Annotated in this window: 12 protein-coding genes and 1 pseudogene; 11 read left to right on the top strand and 2 right to left on the bottom strand. The window is 54.8% G+C overall.

Going from position 1 to position 16,737, the window contains the following annotated elements; all coding sequences use genetic code 11:
* Positions 1-34: 34 nt before the first annotated feature.
* Positions 35-751, bottom strand: coding sequence for a 3-keto-disaccharide hydrolase (locus Fuma_RS16245; protein ID WP_077025052.1), 717 nt, complete (start codon positions 749-751; stop codon positions 35-37).
* Positions 752-929: 178 nt separating this feature from the next.
* Between Fuma_RS16245 and Fuma_RS16240 the strand changes: the two genes are divergently transcribed.
* The 6 genes and pseudogenes from Fuma_RS16240 to Fuma_RS16215 all read left to right on the top strand — a co-directional run bounded on the left by Fuma_RS16240 (position 930) and on the right by Fuma_RS16215 (position 8,428).
* Positions 930-1,340 carry a hypothetical protein gene (locus Fuma_RS16240; RefSeq protein ID WP_077025051.1) on the top strand — a complete coding sequence of 137 codons (411 nt, stop codon included), beginning with the start codon at positions 930-932 and terminating at the stop codon, positions 1,338-1,340.
* A complete protein-coding gene (gene corA, locus Fuma_RS16235; protein WP_158521032.1) occupies positions 1,333-2,547 on the top strand; it encodes a magnesium/cobalt transporter CorA in 1,215 nt (404 codons plus the stop codon). Before Fuma_RS16240 ends, corA begins: the two co-directional genes overlap by 8 nt.
* A 23-nt stretch (positions 2,548-2,570) precedes the next feature.
* Positions 2,571-2,720 (top strand): annotated as a pseudogene (locus Fuma_RS36640) (DUF1501 domain-containing protein); the annotation flags it as partial.
* On the top strand, positions 2,717-4,126 hold the full coding sequence (locus tag Fuma_RS16225) for a sulfatase family protein (RefSeq protein WP_077025049.1): 1,410 nt from the start codon (positions 2,717-2,719) through the stop codon (positions 4,124-4,126). The pseudogene Fuma_RS36640 and the gene Fuma_RS16225, both read left to right, overlap by 4 nt.
* 466 nt (positions 4,127-4,592) lie before the next feature.
* Positions 4,593-5,684: a type I restriction endonuclease gene (locus tag Fuma_RS16220; RefSeq protein WP_077025048.1), complete on the top strand. Its 1,092-nt coding sequence runs from the start codon at positions 4,593-4,595 to the stop codon at positions 5,682-5,684.
* Between the two features lie 293 nt (positions 5,685-5,977).
* On the top strand, positions 5,978-8,428 hold the full coding sequence (locus Fuma_RS16215) for a DUF4838 domain-containing protein (protein ID WP_218922460.1): 2,451 nt from the start codon (positions 5,978-5,980) through the stop codon (positions 8,426-8,428).
* A 40-nt stretch (positions 8,429-8,468) separates the two neighbouring features.
* Here the strand turns inward: Fuma_RS16215 and Fuma_RS16210 are convergent, their stop codons facing one another.
* Complete coding sequence (locus Fuma_RS16210; RefSeq protein WP_077025046.1) at positions 8,469-9,050, bottom strand: anthranilate synthase component II; 582 nt, start codon at positions 9,048-9,050, stop codon at positions 8,469-8,471.
* Between the two features lie 328 nt (positions 9,051-9,378).
* Here Fuma_RS16210 and Fuma_RS16205 point away from each other — a divergent pair, with 328 nt between their 5' ends.
* The 5 genes from Fuma_RS16205 to Fuma_RS16180 all read left to right on the top strand — a co-directional run bounded on the left by Fuma_RS16205 (position 9,379) and on the right by Fuma_RS16180 (position 16,727).
* A complete protein-coding gene (locus tag Fuma_RS16205; RefSeq protein WP_077025045.1) occupies positions 9,379-10,098 on the top strand; it encodes a hypothetical protein in 720 nt (239 codons plus the stop codon).
* Between the two features lie 486 nt (positions 10,099-10,584).
* Positions 10,585-11,079, top strand: coding sequence for a TadE/TadG family type IV pilus assembly protein (locus Fuma_RS35310; protein ID WP_158521030.1), 495 nt, complete (start codon positions 10,585-10,587; stop codon positions 11,077-11,079).
* 8 nt (positions 11,080-11,087) lie between these two features.
* Positions 11,088-11,627, top strand: a complete 540-nt coding sequence (locus tag Fuma_RS16190; protein WP_077025042.1) for a TadE/TadG family type IV pilus assembly protein — start codon at positions 11,088-11,090, stop codon at positions 11,625-11,627.
* Between the two features lie 114 nt (positions 11,628-11,741).
* Entirely contained in the window at positions 11,742-13,853 is a 2,112-nt protein-coding gene (locus Fuma_RS16185) for a vWA domain-containing protein (RefSeq protein WP_077025041.1), read from the top strand.
* Positions 13,854-14,246: 393 nt separating this feature from the next.
* Positions 14,247-16,727: a glycogen/starch/alpha-glucan phosphorylase gene (locus Fuma_RS16180; protein WP_077025040.1), complete on the top strand. Its 2,481-nt coding sequence runs from the start codon at positions 14,247-14,249 to the stop codon at positions 16,725-16,727.
* Positions 16,728-16,737: the final 10 nt, after the last annotated feature.

Genomic DNA, 16,737 nt, shown 5'->3' with positions numbered 1-16,737 from the left:
GTGGCCGCCGTATTGGAACAGGAATCTCCGAAGCTCAGTTCTTCAACTCTTTAATCCGAATGTTTCGCCAGGCCACATCAAATGGGCCAGTGCCTTTGGCGATGCCGTGAACCTGAAGACCAATGTGGCCTTTCGGATGAGTCTCATACAGTTCTTTGTGTGTCAGGTCACCGACTGGTTCGCCGTTGATCCATGTTTGAAGTCGAGGCCCCTTCGCCACAATTCGAAACTTGTTCCATTCGCCGTTCTTCATGTGTTTGTGCGAATGCGACGGATCTTTGGGTGGTTCTGACACCCAGCCACGACCTGTGGCTTCGGCATAGATGTAGCCCGCCTGACCGGGGCCCGCCTCGATTTCAACCTGAGGTCCGTGAAAGCGGCCGATGCCGTTACCGCCACTCGGACGCTTGCCGGTTCGTTTTTCTTCTTCGTCCAGGTCGGCTTCCGTTTTTTCACGCGATCGAATTTGGCACCCGGAGTTCAGGCTGTCGTGGACCTTCACTTCGAATTGAAGTTCGAAGTCTCCATATTCGTTGTCCGACTTCAGAAAGCTGTTTGGACTGCCTTCGACCGTCTTGCCATAGATGGTGCCGTCTTTTACGCTGTACTCGGCTTTTCCATGAGCCGCCATTGACCAGCCGTCCAATGATTTTCCATCGAACAACGTTGTCCAGGCGTCTTCCGCCTGAACGGATGCGAAGGACGCTACGACGGTCGCGAGAACAACCATTTGACACACAGTTTTCATCATCGTTTCTTTTCCTGAAGCAATTCGACAAGCGGCCCACGGCCGAAGTGTTCGCATAATCCTAGTCATACTGTTAGTTGTAGTCATCAAGTGTAACGAGTGAGTTTAAGAATTCATTGGTTTAACCGCGTTCCGATAAAACGGGTGGTTGACCGGATCTGTTTGAAATACGAAAGCCACTGTGACTGATAGCCCTCCAACGCCCGGAACCGTCGTCCTGCTTGCCAGCGACCTGATGCTCAGCAGTACTGTCAGCGGTCATGCGGCGACCTCCGGTTGCGAATTTCGTTCGGCCTCGACACCAGCAGACGTCGAAAATCTGCTGAAGGAACAAACAAACGTACTGTTGCTCGTTGATCTCGGCCTGGCAGGGCTAGACGTAGCCGACCTCGCAAGCCGACTGCCGGATGATGTCCGTAAAACGGCCGTCGCCTACGGACCTCACGTTCACGCACAGAAGCTGCAGGCCGCTCAGCAAGCCGGATTGGGGCGTGTGATGAGTCGCGGGGCATTTTCGGCGGGGGCCGGCCAAATGATCGCGGACTTTGCGGCCACCACTCAGAATCAATCGAATGGATCAAACTGTGACTGAAAATGCCGCAACAACGATGGCCGCGGAACTTGTCGGTGCGGACGGTGCTGCCGCGAAGGAAGCTCATGGGCCAGGATGGATCGCCACCCAGCTTATCGACCTTGCTCGACGTAAGCTTCCGGGGGCGGTGCCGGGCGAATTCAGTAGTGACCCGAACGCGATGCCGGTGCGGATTCGAGTCATTCAATACGACGCCGACACACTTGAAGAAGTGGAAATTCGCAAAGCCACCGACGTCAGCGAATTCGCCGCACGATCGTCGATCACTTGGGTCAACGTTGATGGCCTGCGTGATACGGAAGTGATCAAACAGGTGGGGGAAATCTTTGGTATTCATCGCCTGGCGGTGGAAGACATCGTCAATCCTCATCAACGAGCCAAGGTTGAGAGCTACGACGATCAGCTTTTTATTGTGGCGAGGATGCCTGAAATCGTGGGTGGCTTCGATACCGAACAGATTGGCATCGTGGTCTGCGGTCACGCTGTGATCACGTTTCAGGAACGCTCGGGCGACTGCCTGGAACCCGTGCGTAATCGTATCAGAAACAAACACGGTCGAATTCGTGAGCGTGGACACGACTATCTTGTGTACGCGATTCTTGACGCCGTGATAGACGCCTACTTTCCGGTGCTGGCAAAAATTTCTGAGCGGTTGGACGCGGTCGAACAGCAGTTGTCGCGAGAACCGTCTGTCGATTCCGTAGCGGTGCTGCAACGCTTGCGAACGATCCTGTTCATGATTCAGGGCGTTGTGACGCCGCATCAGGAAGTGATTTCGATTCTGATGCGCGACACGACTCAAATGACCGAAGGCACGCATGTGTATTTGCGAGACTGTTCGGATCACGTGTCGCAGGTACTGCACGCGACCGACACAACGCGCGAATTGGCGGCGGACCTGCGAGACTATTGTTTTGCCGACATTAGCTTCAATCAAAACGAAACGATGAAGCTGTTAACCGTGATGGCCAGCGTGTTTATCCCGTTGAGTTTTATTGCGGGCGTGTACGGCATGAACTTCGACCCTGGTGTTTCCGCCATGAACATGCCGGAAACAAAATGGAAGTACGGTTACGTATTCGCAATTTGTCTGATGGCTGCCGTCGCCGGTATGACGCTCAGTGGGTTATGGCTCATGAAACGGCTCAACCAGAAAGCACGTCGAAAGCGATTGCGAAAGACGCAGCGAATTCTGGAGGACACGTAACGAAACTTCCGCATGCCCAATTCGCCATCAATCCCACAACGGTGTGAGACTGCTATGCGGTAGTTCTGCAGCTGCTCGGCTTCGATCACGAATAACTGACAAGGTATCACAACGGTCTCGATCGCCGTCTTACCAACGTCCATGGGAACGTAACAAAGGAAGTACTGACATGAAAATCTTCGTCCTGGTCTGTTTGGCTTTAGCCAGTTCCTTCGTCGTCGCCGACGAACCTCGCAAAAATATTCTGTTCATCATGACCGACGACCAGGCTCCCTGGGCGACTGGTGCCTTCGAAGGAGCTACGCACGCGGATACGCCGCATCTGGATAAGCTGTTCAAGCAGGGCACGTATCTACCGAATACGTTTGTCGTCACGCCGGTTTGCAGCCCGTCGCGAGCGTCCCTCGCCACCAGTTTATACGGTTCCGAAGTCGGGATCACAGACTGGCTGAATCCGAAAGTTGAGCCGGAGCATGGTCTCGATCCGGCCACGTCCACATGGTACGAAGCGGTTCACAACGCGGGCTATCACACTGGTCTTGTCGGAAAATGGCATCTCGGGCTGTTGGACCACCATCATCCCACGCAAACAGGATTCGATTATTTTATGGGGCATCGAGGGGGCGGGTGGTCTCCTGACAATCCCACGCTGGAAAAGGACGGAAGCGACCAGAAGTTTAAAGGCCTGACGACCGACATCCTGGCCGACCATGCGATTGAATTCCTCAACGACCGCCCGACCGACAAACCGTTTCTGTTGGTGCTGCACTTTCGAGCTCCCCATGCACGCTGGTTGCCTGTGGCTCCGGAAGACTGGGCTCCGTTTGAGAACCTGAAGCCAGACTTCCCGCATCCCGATTACCCGGGGCTGGACAAACAGCGTCTTGCCAGAATGACGCGTGAATATCTTGCCAGCGTGCGAGGCGTCGATCGCAACGTGGGCCGCCTGTTGCAGACGGTTGATGATCTGAAGCTGGCGGACGACACGGTTGTCGTCTTCACATCCGATCACGGTTACAACATGGGCCACAACGGTATTTGGCACAAAGGCAACGGTCACTGGATACTGAAAAAGGATGCTCTGCCCGCTGGCACGAAGAACATACCCAAAGGCCAGCGGCCCAACATGTACGACGCGTCGCTAAAGGTGCCCACAGCGATTCGTTGGCCGGGTGTCACCAAGCCGGGTTCCACGGTGAAAACATGCATCACGCAACTGGACTGGTTCCCCACCATGATCGGCATCGCAAACGCTAAAGCGCCGCAAGACAGCGTGTTGCGAGGTCGAGACCTAAAGCCACTGCTGACCGGCAAGGCGAAGGACTGGGATGAGGAAGTGTTCGCACAGTATTCGACCAAGCACCAGACGAGAACTCACATGCGCTGTCTGCGAACGCCGGAATGGAAACTTGTTCGCGATTTTATGCATCCAGAACGCGACGAACTCTACCACCTGACAACAGACCCGGAAGAAACGACCAACGTGATCGACGAGCCGGCGAATCAAGCCATCGTCAAGCAACTGCACTCGAAGCTGCTTAAGCGAATGGAAGAAATCCATGACCCGCAAGCGGAATAGAGGAGAGCGTCTGAGAGTTTGCTGCGCTGACGGATGTTCGGTACGGCCAACAAAGCGTTTTTGTTAGAACGCGGGCTGGACACTAATCGCCGTTTGTCCGGATTGTGAAGGACGGACGTGGAATCTCCGCGCCACGAATGTACGGAGCATGAGACATGGCCACAGATGTTCACAAGTCTTTACATATTGTGACAGTTAATCTGTGTCTTGAGCTATGTGGATAGACACCTATCTCGGCACCGTCCTCGCTACTACCTGTTGACCGTGGTTCCGTGTCTGCGCGCTAGATATGTCACGCGGTAGCGTCGTCGCTGCGGTCCTTGAGCGTCTAAACGAGAAATGTGCCGGACGAGCAAGAGAAGTGGCTGGTGGAAATGTGGCGCATTAAATTTGCAAACAATGAAATAAGCCGCTATACACTTCGATCAAATTGCAATGTCATCTTATCTGGTTTGGGAATAGGGTAATGGAACTGTTCGATACGCTTACGCGGCTTTCTTCACGCTTGGAGTCCCAGCGGGAACTCCTTGGAACAGAAGAAGCGACTAAGAATGCCGTGATTATGCCAATCATCAATGCGCTCGGGTACAACGTATTCGACCCGACCGAGGTGATCCCCGAATTCACAGCCGACGTCGGCGTAAAGAAGGGCGAGAAGGTAGACTACGCAATTGTTATTGGCGGTGAGCCAACGATTCTTCTTGAGTGCAAAGGCATCAACACCAAGCTCGACTTCAAACATGCGTCACAACTCTACCGCTACTTCGGAGTAACTGCTGCACGGTTTGCTGTGCTCACCAACGGCCAACACTTTTGGTTCTATACTGATCTCGATTCACCCAACAAGATGGACACGAAGGCGTTCTTTAAGTTTGACTTGGACGACTTCGACGCCCGCGATGTTGCGGAACTTAGCAAGTTTGCGAAGTCAGTTTTCAACTTGGAGAACATTCTCGCGAACGCAACTGAGCTGAAGTTCACACAACAGCTCAGTGCAGTCCTTGCCGCTGAGGTTGAATCGCCATCAGACGATTTGGTGAGACACCTAACGTCGCAAATCTATGAAGGTAGGTTCACAGCAGGCGTCTGCGAGCAATTCAGGCCACTTGTGAAGTCAGCTTTTCGGGACTTAATCAACGAGCGACTGAGCAATCGACTCAAGTCTGCCTTGCAGGGTGTTGACGCTGAAGCGGAACGCTCTGAAACGTCAGACCCCGCCGGCCCTGATGATGGGATCGATACAACGGCAGAAGAGGTTGAGGGATTTCACATTGTTCGAGCAATCCTCGCAAAACATATTCCCATCAAACGTGTCGTAATGCGGGACACGAAGAGCTACTGTGGGGTTCTGCTCGACGACAACAACAGGAAACCAATTTGCCGATTGCATTTCAATGGTTCTAAGAAGTACCTGGGCATGTTCGACGCCGACAAGAATGAGACTCGGAACCCGATTGATCGCTTGGAAGAGATTTACGGATTCGAAGAACAAATCGTGGCAAGTGTTCATCGATATGACGGGAACGTTGATGTGAGCACTGCTGCAGAACCAGGTTAAAGCATGGCCGGTTGCTGCGGTGGCTAAGCCACGTCCAGGCCTCAACCCGACTGGATCATCCGAGCAGCACACGTTGGCTGACTCGCGCTGTTGAATTTTCGATCACACCAAGATTTCCAAAGCTACGTGGCGCTGGTCACCGCACTCTGCTACCGTCAGAATGGTACGCTCGCAATTGTGACGAACACTCTTCACCCTGGCAGCTACGTACCATGCAACGACTGACGTTAATATTCGCTTTTTTTGCGGCCGTTTGCTTGTCCGGACCACACGCTGCTGCGGATGCGGTTCGCGTGAGCGTCGCCGTTAATGGTCAGGCTCAGTTGCCCATTGCTGTGTCGCCGGACGCGGCAGGCGAGGTTCGTGTCGCGGCTCAGGAGCTGGCGGACACGTTGTCTCGTATCAGCGGCGGATCGTTCCAGCTTCGCACAGAACCTGTGGAAGCGGCAATCTTTGTCGGGACGCTGTCTGACTTTCCGCAACTGCCCTTCGACACGGCATTCGATTTGAACGCTGATCAACGCGATCAGTTCCTGTTGAGGACCTTCGATAAGAGTCTGTATTTGATTGGTACAACGCCGGCGGCTGTGGAATGTGCCGTGTGGGACCTCCTGCATCGACAGGGGTATCGCCTGTTTTTTCTTACCGACACGTGGGAAGTCGTACCGCAAAAGGCGACGATCGATGTGGCGTTGAATACGACTGTGCGCCCCGATTACATCACGCGCCAGGCGCCGCGGGGTGCTCCGTGGTCTGATCGCGAACTGGTCAGGCGATGGCAGAAACGCAATCGGATGAATTCGTCGTTCGTCCTAAACACTGGGCACGCTTATGGTGGCATTCGTCGTCGCAACAAACAGGCGTTTGCCGAACACCCGGAATACTTCGCACTGGTTGGTGACGAAAGACCGACGGGCGGCGACGCGAAGTTCTGCGTTAGTAATCCGGGACTGCGAAAACTTGTTGTGGCTGACGCGGTGGCTCAGATAAAGGCCAAACCTACACAGGACAGCATTTCGATGGACCCGTCAGACGGCGGCGGGTGGTGCGAATGCGACGCGTGCGCAGCGATGGGTAGTCCCAGCGATCGTGCGTTGACGCTGGCGAACGAAGCGGCTGACGCCATTAACAAGTTGGAACTCGGACCCAAATATGTGGGCATGTATGCGTACAACGATCACAGTCCGCCGCCAAACATCAAGGCTCATCCCCGCGTTGTGATCAGCGTGGCGACATCCTTTATTCGCGGCGGCTATACGGTGGAAGAACTGGTGTCTGGCTGGCAGAGCCAGGAAGCCGTCCTTGGCATTCGCGATTATCACGATGTGTTTGCGTGGAGTCACGACGCGCCGCGACGAGCTCGCGGTGGGCAAATCGATTACCTGACTCGCACGATCCCGTGGTTCTACGAACACGGTGCTCGATTTATGAATTCGGAGAACATGGACAGCTGGGGCGCCAACGGACTCGGCTATTGGCTCACTCCGCAACTGCTGTGGGATGTCGAAAATGCCGAACGGGTGGATGCATTGATCGACGACTTCCTGAGTAAGGCCTTCGCGACGGCCCATGAACCGATGCGGGAATTCTATCGCCTGCTGAATCTCGATCACGATTCCGTACGGTCTCATGAAGATGTTGTCGCTCGGCTCTACCGGCAACTTCAGGAAGCCACGACAGCCACAACCGACGAACGCGTGCTGGCTCGACTGAACGACTTGGTCTTGTATGTCCGGTATTTGGAATTGTACGGCGAATATCGAGCGGCTTCCGGCAAGGATCGCCAGCGGTTGTTCGAACAGGTGTGGCGACACGCGTATCGCATTCGAGATCGCATGTTGCTGTCGACGGTCGCTTTGTGCCATCGAGATCGGTTTCGCGATCGTTCTGTGACGGTGCCCGAACAGGCCAACTACAGCGTGCCGGAAGCGGATAATCCGTGGAAGAGTAGTCGGCCATTCGACGACGCGGAACTTCGCGACATTCTGGAAGCCGGCATCGCCGCGAATCAGCCGACCGTTTTGAATTTCGATGCCAGGGTGTTCAGTGCGGATCTTGTTCCAGCAACGAGACTCGGCCTCGCTCCCGTCAAACCCGGTCGATACGACAATCGCAATCGAGGTCGGCAGCAGGTGTTCACGTGGCTTCCGAAGGACGCCCGCGAGATCACGCTGCAGGTCACCGGCGGTTTGATCGCTCACTACCGAGACCGCGGGCCAGTTCGGTTTGCGTTGCATTCTGATCAGGAGGTCCGTCTGGAAGCGGTCGCCACGGACGACAGCGTACCTCCGGATGGGGAGCCACGTTCGGTGGTTCTGCGCAGTCCGCATCAGGGCCTGCACCGCCTCGAATGGAATGACGGGAGCGACATGACTCAGGTCGTCTGGCCCGACGATCTGCCGATGACCGTGCGTTCGACTTTAGACGAACCTATGCGTCTGGGCGGCCGCTGGGACCTGTACTTCTACGTTCCCGAAGGGACATCAATTGTGGGCGGATACAGTGACAGCACCCGCGGACGCTTGGTTGATGGGGCAGGCAATCTGCAGTTCGACTTCGGCACACTGGACGCCGCAGGATATTTCAGCGTCAACGTGCCGGAAGGCCAGGACGGCGCGCTGTGGAAGTTCGTGGATTCACGAGGCAGCCGGATGCTGATGACGGTGCCACCGTACCTGGCGACCAGCCTGGAAACTCTGCTGCTGCCGCGCGAAGTTGTCGCGGCAGATCAGCAAGACCATTAGCCGCTGAGTGGCTTGGTCTCACGAACGCGGGGCAGTCAGCTCACACCGTCAGAAAGTTGCGAAGCAGGTCGAAGCCCTTTTCGGTGAGGAAACTTTCCGGATGAAACTGCACGCCATGGACGGGGAATTCTTTGTGCTGCAGGCCCATCACTTCATAGCCGTGACTTTCGTCGTTCACCCACGCAGTCACGTGCAGGCAATCAGGAATGGTTTCTCGCGGCACGATGAGGCTGTGATATCGAGTGGCCGTGAACGGGTTCGGCAGGCCGGTAAAGATTCCGGTCCCGTCGTGTTCGATCTCAGACGTCTTGCCGTGCATCAGCCGTTCGGCTCGCACGACCTTTGCGCCGTACACGTCTGCCAGGCTTTGGTGCCCGAGACAGACTCCCAGCACGGGTAGCTTTGGTCCGAAGTGGCGAATGACGTCTCGGGAAATCCCGGCATCGGAAGGCGTGCAGGGGCCTGGCGAAATAATGATGCGTTCAGGCTGCAGTTCTTCGATCGCATCGATCGACGTCTGATCATTTCGCTCAACGCGGATTTCGATTGATGGATCGATTTCGCCGATTCGTTGCACGAGGTTGTAGGTGAACGAATCGTAGTTATCGAGAAGAAAGATCATTGTCAGGGAGACTTAAAAGAAGCGGCGGAAAATGCCGGTTTATGAATGATTGTCTGGGCTGAAGCTTACGTGAATGCCTTAGGGGCCGGTCGTGCGTATTGGGCAGGACAGGCAAATTGTCGTCAGAGTTAATGGCGGCACAAGCTGGAAGGCAAGTGATTTTTCGAAACGTCATGATTGCGGGTTAGCCGTAGGGGCCGACGTCCGAAGAAGTATGATGACCGGACGTAAGAATGCATCACGAAGCGTCGCTGCTTGCGGCAAATTTGTGAAGCGTCATTTGTCTGCGTCGGAATGATCGCCAACAAATCTAAGGATGGGATAGGCCATGAGGACTTCCGGCCGCCGCGTTATCGCCGCACTAATTCTGGGGACAGTCAGTGGATGTGCCACGGGCCCACTTGCTGATCTGGTTGGCTCTGAAGAGGCTCAGTGCGATTCGCACGCGGGCTCGGCAGACTGGTGGTCTCAACAGGCCATGCTGCCGCCGGGGGTGCGCCAGAAATGCAAGAAGGGCAAGATGTGGCCTGTGCAGCCTCGGCCCACTGTGCCGCCGCAGCAATTCAGCCACACGTACCACTCGGCTCACTATTGGCCCTTGCCATACGTGTGCCAGGAACGTGACTACGTTCGCAGCATCGTCAATTCCCAGCTGAACAATGGCTGGCAGGAAGGTACGACGCTGTATGATCGCCACTTCGATTCAGATCAATCGCTGAACGTGCCTGGCGAACTGCAGTTAGTGGACATCATGGAAATCACACCAAATGCGCATCGCACTGTCTTTGTGCAGTCCAGCTACAACGCCGACATCGACAATGTGCGAGTATCAAACGTACAGCAAATGGTGGCTCAAATCACAGGTGGAACAGAATCGATTCCTGTGACGCTTCGCAAAGGACGTGACTATAGTCGCCCGGCCAGCGAAGTGCAGGCGATCAACGATTTGTATAACCAAAGCCTGCCAACCCCTCGCATTAGTGCAGCTGGTGGTGGTGGTGGTGGCGGCGGCGGCGGTGGTGGTGGAGCAACACCTGGCGGACCATAGTATTCGGTTCACTGCCTGACAGAATCTGCGATAACAATACGAAGAGCACCGGGAAGCATATTCCCGGTGCTCTTTCTTGTTGCGCCGGATTGCTACGGCTCTGGCGGGTGAATTTGGCGGAAAAGTGCGTCTTCGAATCGTCACAATCGCTTCCGCCGTTCCAATTGTCGTCAGCGTTCTGTCCGGCACTGGTTTGACCGGCCGGAGACGAAATTGACGGCCATTTGCGTGCTTTCGCGGCGTCAAATGATGTCGGAATGCCTCGCGAAGTCAGAATTCTCGCAGACCCATTGGTTCGTGTTGCATTTTGGCAACAACCGATGTTGCCGTCCGGCAACGCGAACGTGTCATCTGACGTCGCTTCAGATACGTTCGCCCTGCATCCCAAATTCGCGGTCCTATGCTTCAGGTGTGCGATACTGTCCGAATTTCGATCGGGCGATTGTCGCGAACATAAACACTGACGCACGCCTAAGGACCCGAGCCATGCGGCTCATCACCCGCAAAATACATTCGACTGCCGACGCTGAAAACCGCCGGGGCACAGCCCTCGTGGAGACAGCCGTCGTGCTGCCGATCTTCTTTCTGCTGCTGTTTGCGTTCATCGAATTTGGTCACTGCTTTATGACCATTCACACGATGAATTCGGCCGCTCGCCGAGCCGCTCGCCTGGGAGTCGGTGATGGCAGCACGACGGCCGACGTCAAGAAAACGGCCAAGGATATTCTGGGCGCCGCCATCAATGCCGACCTTGACGACGTCAAAATCTGGGTGAAGGACGGTAGCTCGTTTGATGATGTCGCACTGGATGCTGGCGACATTTCGTACGACGACCTGCCTGACGTCAACATTGAAGATCTGGAACCTCGCAGTCTGTTTCTGGTTCGCGTTCAGGTGCCGTATCACCAGATTGGCATTCTGGGCCCTCGCTGGGTCCGTGGCCTGAACCTGTACGGCCAGTCCGTGATGAGAAAGGAATAGGCAAGGCGATGATCGGTAAACGACTAATAAGTAATTCAGCTCGAGCCCACCACGACGAAAAACGTCGTGGTGTCGGACGTTGCGGCGAAAAGCGTCGCGGTGTTGCAGCTCTGGAAGCCGCCGTTGTCACGCCCATGCTGCTGGTTTTGGTGCTGGGCACCATTGAAATGGGAACAGCTTTGCGAGCCAGCACGATCATGCAGTCAGCCGTCCGCGAAGCCGGCCGCCTGGCCAGCATGGACTGGCGTTATATCGTGGCTGATGACGACACACCCAACGCGAAATTGGTGCGAGACCTCAGAAACTTTGTGACGGCATCTGGACTTCCTGGTGACCAGTTGACCGTCAGCGTGATCCATGCGGATGGAGACGACGAGGGAGAAAACTTCGACCTGACCGACCCTGACAACAATCTTAAGCTAATCAAAATCGAACTGTCGTTGCCGTATTCTCAAATCAGTCTTTGGCCCAATCGCTATTTGGGTGGTTCCAACGTGAACGCAAGATTGATCATGCGAGCCGGCATGGGGGCAGGGCTGGCTCATTAGCCAGGTCCTGGGAACGTAAAACTTGTTCGAAGCAGCATTTTTTACGTCAGGGGAACATGCTTCGATCCTATGCCGCACCAATACAACTTTGACCCGACCGTGTGAGAGGAAACTATGAAACATTCACGAATCCATGACGCCGTTGTGCGTTTGAATGAGGAACGCCGTAAAGGCGTGTTCTTTGTGCTCGCCATCATTGCATTGATGGGAGCGATGACTTTTGTCGGAATGTCGGTGGATCTGGGGATGATCACCGTCACCAAGACTCGCATGCAGTCGACCGCTGATGCGGCCGCTTTGGCGGCTGTGCAGGAAATTGTCGTGGCCATTCGACAGGCAGGACTCGATGGCGTTGATGATCCCGGCGAGGTTCAGGCGGCGGCCGCCACGGCTGCTCGAAACATGGCAGAAGAAATCGTCAGTATGAACGGCTTCTACGTCGACAAAACTCAGGACGTGATTCTGGGGACGCGAGTGTTGGCTCAGGACGGCGTGAACTTTACGGAAACGTGGGGGACGCCGCCGTATAACCTGGTCAAGGTACAGATCCGTAAAACCAACTCGGATCCGACCGCGGCGGACGCCAAGCTGCCGCTGATCTTCGCACCCGTCACCGGCGAACGTGCTCAGGCGATCTCTGCGGATGCATCTGCGTTTATTGAATCGCGCGACATGGTTGCTGTTTTGGACTATTCCGGATCGATGATGTTCGACAGCATTTTCCGGTCACAAACTGTAAACCGACTTGGTCAAACGGCTGTTGAAGACGGGCTGGATGATATCTGGGACGCTCTGGTGGCTTCAGATGTGCGTTTCAGTGATGACACGCTCACTAAGAAGTTTCCGACGGAAGGATTTGGCGCCATCAACAGCTATGAAGGAGTGTCCATTTCCAGCGGCGACACCGACACCATCTTTGATCAGCTACACCTCGACGGCAGTTACGGAAATGATGATGGCTCAAACAGCAACGCTGACAATGACAGCGACAACAGTACAGATTTCGTCAGGTTCTATGACTACGATAATTACAGCTCGCTGTTGGTCGAACTTGGCCCTGGAACCTACAACCTGAATACCATGGGGGGCAACATTGATGACGACATCAATTCTTTTAAGGTTCCCCAGGGGTTTACCGTTACGCTCTGGGACTTTGAAAATGAGGGTGGATGGCAATTCGGCCCGAAGACCTCAAACGTTAGTTCGATGGGCGGCTACGGCAATGACGCTGAATGGATCGTGATCACTGGCGACGAAACTGAAGAATCGTATGTTCCGTTTCCACAGGAAGGAAAAGATGGGAATGGGACTTTGAAAGGAAAGCCGACGAAACAAGAAAGCGAAGCGATGTGGAAAGACTACATCAAATTCACCAAGAATAACCTCAGCACCTGGGGCTACGAAAAGAAATACGGATACCGAACGCTGATGCACTATCTGATTGATAAAAAGACACGAAACAACCAGTCAGAAGACCTGTGGCGAGCTCCGATCTATCCGCATCATGCGATGAAAGAAGGAGTCACTATGTTGGCAACGTTCCTTGATAACCTGGGATACGGCGACCACCTGGGCCTCGTGACGTACGCAACGAACGCTCGCATCGAAACAGGACTCTGGGACGACGGTGCCGGTGTCACTGTGGACCTGGGTGACAACCACCTGACCGAAGAAGTGATGGACATCGATACGATCCAACGTCACAAGCAGGCGGCTCACTACAACAACTCCACCGGTATCGGCTACGCCCTCGAAGATGCAAAAAGTCTGTTGGACGATCAAAGCCGGTATGGTGCTCAAAAAGCCATTCTGCTGATGACCGACGGTCAGTCCAACCAGTATCCGAATGGCTGGGATTCGGACGACCTGCCAAACGGCTGGAGCTGGAACGACATCACAGACTTCGACGGCGACGGAACAGCGGATGTCGTCTTTGACAGCAGCTACGACGGCGGCGGAAACGGTGATGGAAACTGGAAAGCTGCCATGCACACCTTTGTGCGGGCCAAAGAAGCGTACGACGCCGGATACATCATCCACACGATTTCTGTGGGTGACGGAGCGGACACGACGTTGATGTCGGCAATCGCTTCGCTGACCGGCGGCGAGTATGTTCATATTGCGTCAGGCACTTCCAACGCTGAAATGGAATCTCAACTGGAAGCGGCCTTTGCCGTGCTGGCTGGTCGAGTTCCACCGGCTCGATTGTTGATCGATGGCGACTAGAACAGTTTCCCTTTTGTTGTGGACGGTTCGGGCTCGTGTGATGCAGCATTCATAGTCCGAACCGCTTTTTCTGCGGCCATAAGTCAGCGAAATTCGCTGTAGAACGGAAGCGGAAGGTCGGGTATGCGAGTATTCGGCTCACCCGTCTGACGCTGGACATCTAAACCGCGCGTGGATCGACAGCACCGCACCTGAGGATTCGCAACACGATTCCCGCTGGCCACTCGAAGAGCAATCTTCGAGTGGCTTTTTTCGTTCATTGAAAACCCTATTCGCGGGAAACGCGGGATTTGGCAGCCGATGCAGTACAGCCTGGCGTTTTAGAGTCGGGGGAAACCTGCTATTTTTCGCCTCGGATCGCCACGTCTTCTCACTACAAACAAAACGCTCGATATGCCCAACTCATCCCCGAAAACGCAGGCTCATACCGACATGTCGAACACTGAAGCTGGTCTTGGCCCAGTCGATCAGGAAATTTACCGTCACCTGAACTTCACGCTGGGACATCATCACGAAGAAGTCAATAAGGAGTATCTGTACCGAGCTCTGGCGATTTCCGTGCGCGACCGTTTGATCGCTCAATGGAACGATACCCAGGAGAAAATGGACGGCACCGAGCGGAAACGTGTCTACTACCTGTCGCTTGAGTTTCTGATCGGCCGCTCGCTGACCAATGCCATTCTGAATCTCGACCTGGAAGATTCTGTTCGTGATGCACTGCAGTCTTACGGAACAACACTGGAAGAAGCGGCCGAACAGGAACATGACGCCGGTTTGGGCAACGGCGGACTCGGTCGACTGGCTGCCTGTTTTCTGGACAGCTGTGCCAACCTGAAGCTGCCCGTCGTGGGTTATGGAATTCGCTACGAATACGGAATGTTTAATCAGCGGATCGAAAACGGTCGGCAGGTTGAAGATCCCGATCACTGGCTGCGTGGTGGCAATCCATGGGAACTGGCGCGACCCGAAGATTCGCGGCGCATTCACTTTTACGGCAACACAGAATACGGAGTGGACGCCAACGGAGAGCCATACGGAAGCTGGGCGAATAGCTATGACGTTCTGGCTGTCCCGTATGACATGCCGATCCCAGGCTTTCGTAACGGGACCGTCAACACGCTTCGGCTTTGGAAATCGTCGGCTACGGCTGAATTCAACCTGGAAGAATTCAACGCCGGCGGCTACTCCGAAGCTGTCGCTCAGAAGAATCTGGCCGAACAGATTTCGATGGTGTTGTACCCCAACGATTCCAGCGAAAACGGCAAAGAGCTGCGTCTGAAGCAACAGTACTTTCTGGTCTCTGCCAGCCTGCAGGACGTCCTTCATAACTGGGTGGCTCAGTACGGCAAAGATTTCACGAACTTCGGTGAGCGGAATTGTTTTCAGCTAAACGATACTCACCCCGCTTGTGCCGTTCCTGAGTTGATGCGGCTGCTGATGGACGAATACGGTTTGGGTTGGGACAAGGCCTGGAAGATCACGACAAGCTGCATGGCGTACACCAATCACACATTGCTGCCGGAAGCTTTGGAACGCTGGTCGGTGTCTTTGTACGGCCGCCTGCTGCCACGGCTGATGGATATCATCCGCGAAATTGACGCTCGCTTTATGAAGGAACTGGCGCAGAAGTTTCCAAACCAGCCGGAACTCTACGGTCGCATGTCTCTGATCGACGGTGGCCACGATCCTCATGTGCGCATGGCCTACCTGGCCATCGTCGGTAGCTTTTCTGTGAACGGCGTGGCTGGGCTGCACACCGAATTGTTGAAGTCCGGCCTGTTTGCCGACTTCTACAAACTGTGGCCGAAAAAGTTCAACAACAAGACCAACGGAGTCACTCAACGACGCTGGCTTAGCCACTGCAATCCGGGCCTGCGTGACCTTGTGACTGAAACCATCGGAAGCGACTGGCAAACGGATCTGGAGAAGATTTCGGACCTCGCACCATACGCCGAAGACGCTTCGTTTCGAACTCGCTGGCAGGCCGTCAAACGCCACAATAAGTCGGCTCTGATCGACTATGTCGCACAGCGTACCGGAGTCCATTTTGGTCTGGACGCATTGTTTGACGTGCAGGTGAAGCGAATTCACGAATACAAGCGGCAGTTGTTGAACGTGCTGCATGTCATTCATTTGTACGACCGCATCTGCCAGGGCGATACGGCAGACATGGTGCCTCGCTGCGTCCTGATCGGTGGCAAGGCCGCTCCTGGCTATCACATTGCGAAGTTGATTATCAAGCTGATCAACGATGTTGCCAACGTCGTGAATAATGAACCCAAAGCCAACGAACTGTTGAAGTTGGTGTTCCTGCCAAACTACCGGGTTTCTGCAATGGAAGTGATCTGCCCGGCCACTGAACTGTCTGAACAGATTTCGACGGCCGGAAAAGAAGCGTCCGGCACCGGCAACATGAAGTTCATGATGAATGGAGCGTTAACGATCGGTGCGCTGGACGGAGCGAACATCGAAATTCGCGAGCAGGTTGGCAAAGAGAACTTTTTCCTGTTCGGTCAGACGGCCGCCGAAGTCGCAAAGACACGCCAAGCTTATGACCCGAATGCGATTATTGCGGGCGACGCGGATGTTGAACGAGTGCTGACTTTGCTGGAAGGCGGCCACTTTAATCCGACGGAACCAGGCATCTTTAGCGTTCTGACGTCGGGACTGCGGAACCCCCACGACCCATGGGTCACCATCGCAGACTTCCGCAGCTTCATCGACGCACAAAAGGCCGTGAACAAAGCGTACACCGATCAGCAGGATTGGAATCGCATGAGTATCCTGAATACGGCGGCCAGCGGCTGGTTCTCCAGCGACCGCACAATTCAGCAGTATGCAGACGAGATCTGGAACGTGAAGCCATTGAATTAGCTGAAGCCAT

This window comes from Fuerstiella marisgermanici, from assembly GCF_001983935.1.
GTDB lineage: Bacteria > Planctomycetota > Planctomycetia > Planctomycetales > Planctomycetaceae > Fuerstiella > Fuerstiella marisgermanici.
The sequence above is the reverse complement of the archived record's forward strand: the minus strand, read 5'-3'. Positions and strand labels throughout refer to the sequence as shown.

Bases quoted from the DNA above. Each gene is read 5' to 3' on its own strand.
- Fuma_RS16245 (WP_077025052.1), bottom strand. From the start codon at position 751: ATGATGAAAACTGTGTGTCAAATGGTTGTTCTCGCGACCGTCGTAGCG.
- Fuma_RS35310 (WP_158521030.1), top strand. From the start codon at position 10,585: ATGCGGCTCATCACCCGCAAAATACATTCGACTGCCGACGCTGAAAAC.
- Fuma_RS16185 (WP_077025041.1), top strand. From the start codon at position 11,742: ATGAAACATTCACGAATCCATGACGCCGTTGTGCGTTTGAATGAGGAA.
- Fuma_RS16225 (WP_077025049.1), top strand. From the start codon at position 2,717: ATGAAAATCTTCGTCCTGGTCTGTTTGGCTTTAGCCAGTTCCTTCGTC.
- Fuma_RS16220 (WP_077025048.1), top strand. From the start codon at position 4,593: ATGGAACTGTTCGATACGCTTACGCGGCTTTCTTCACGCTTGGAGTCC.
- Fuma_RS16180 (WP_077025040.1), top strand. From the start codon at position 14,247: ATGCCCAACTCATCCCCGAAAACGCAGGCTCATACCGACATGTCGAAC.
- Fuma_RS16205 (WP_077025045.1), top strand. From the start codon at position 9,379: ATGAGGACTTCCGGCCGCCGCGTTATCGCCGCACTAATTCTGGGGACA.
- Fuma_RS16190 (WP_077025042.1), top strand. From the start codon at position 11,088: ATGATCGGTAAACGACTAATAAGTAATTCAGCTCGAGCCCACCACGAC.
- Fuma_RS16210 (WP_077025046.1), bottom strand. From the start codon at position 9,050: ATGATCTTTCTTCTCGATAACTACGATTCGTTCACCTACAACCTCGTG.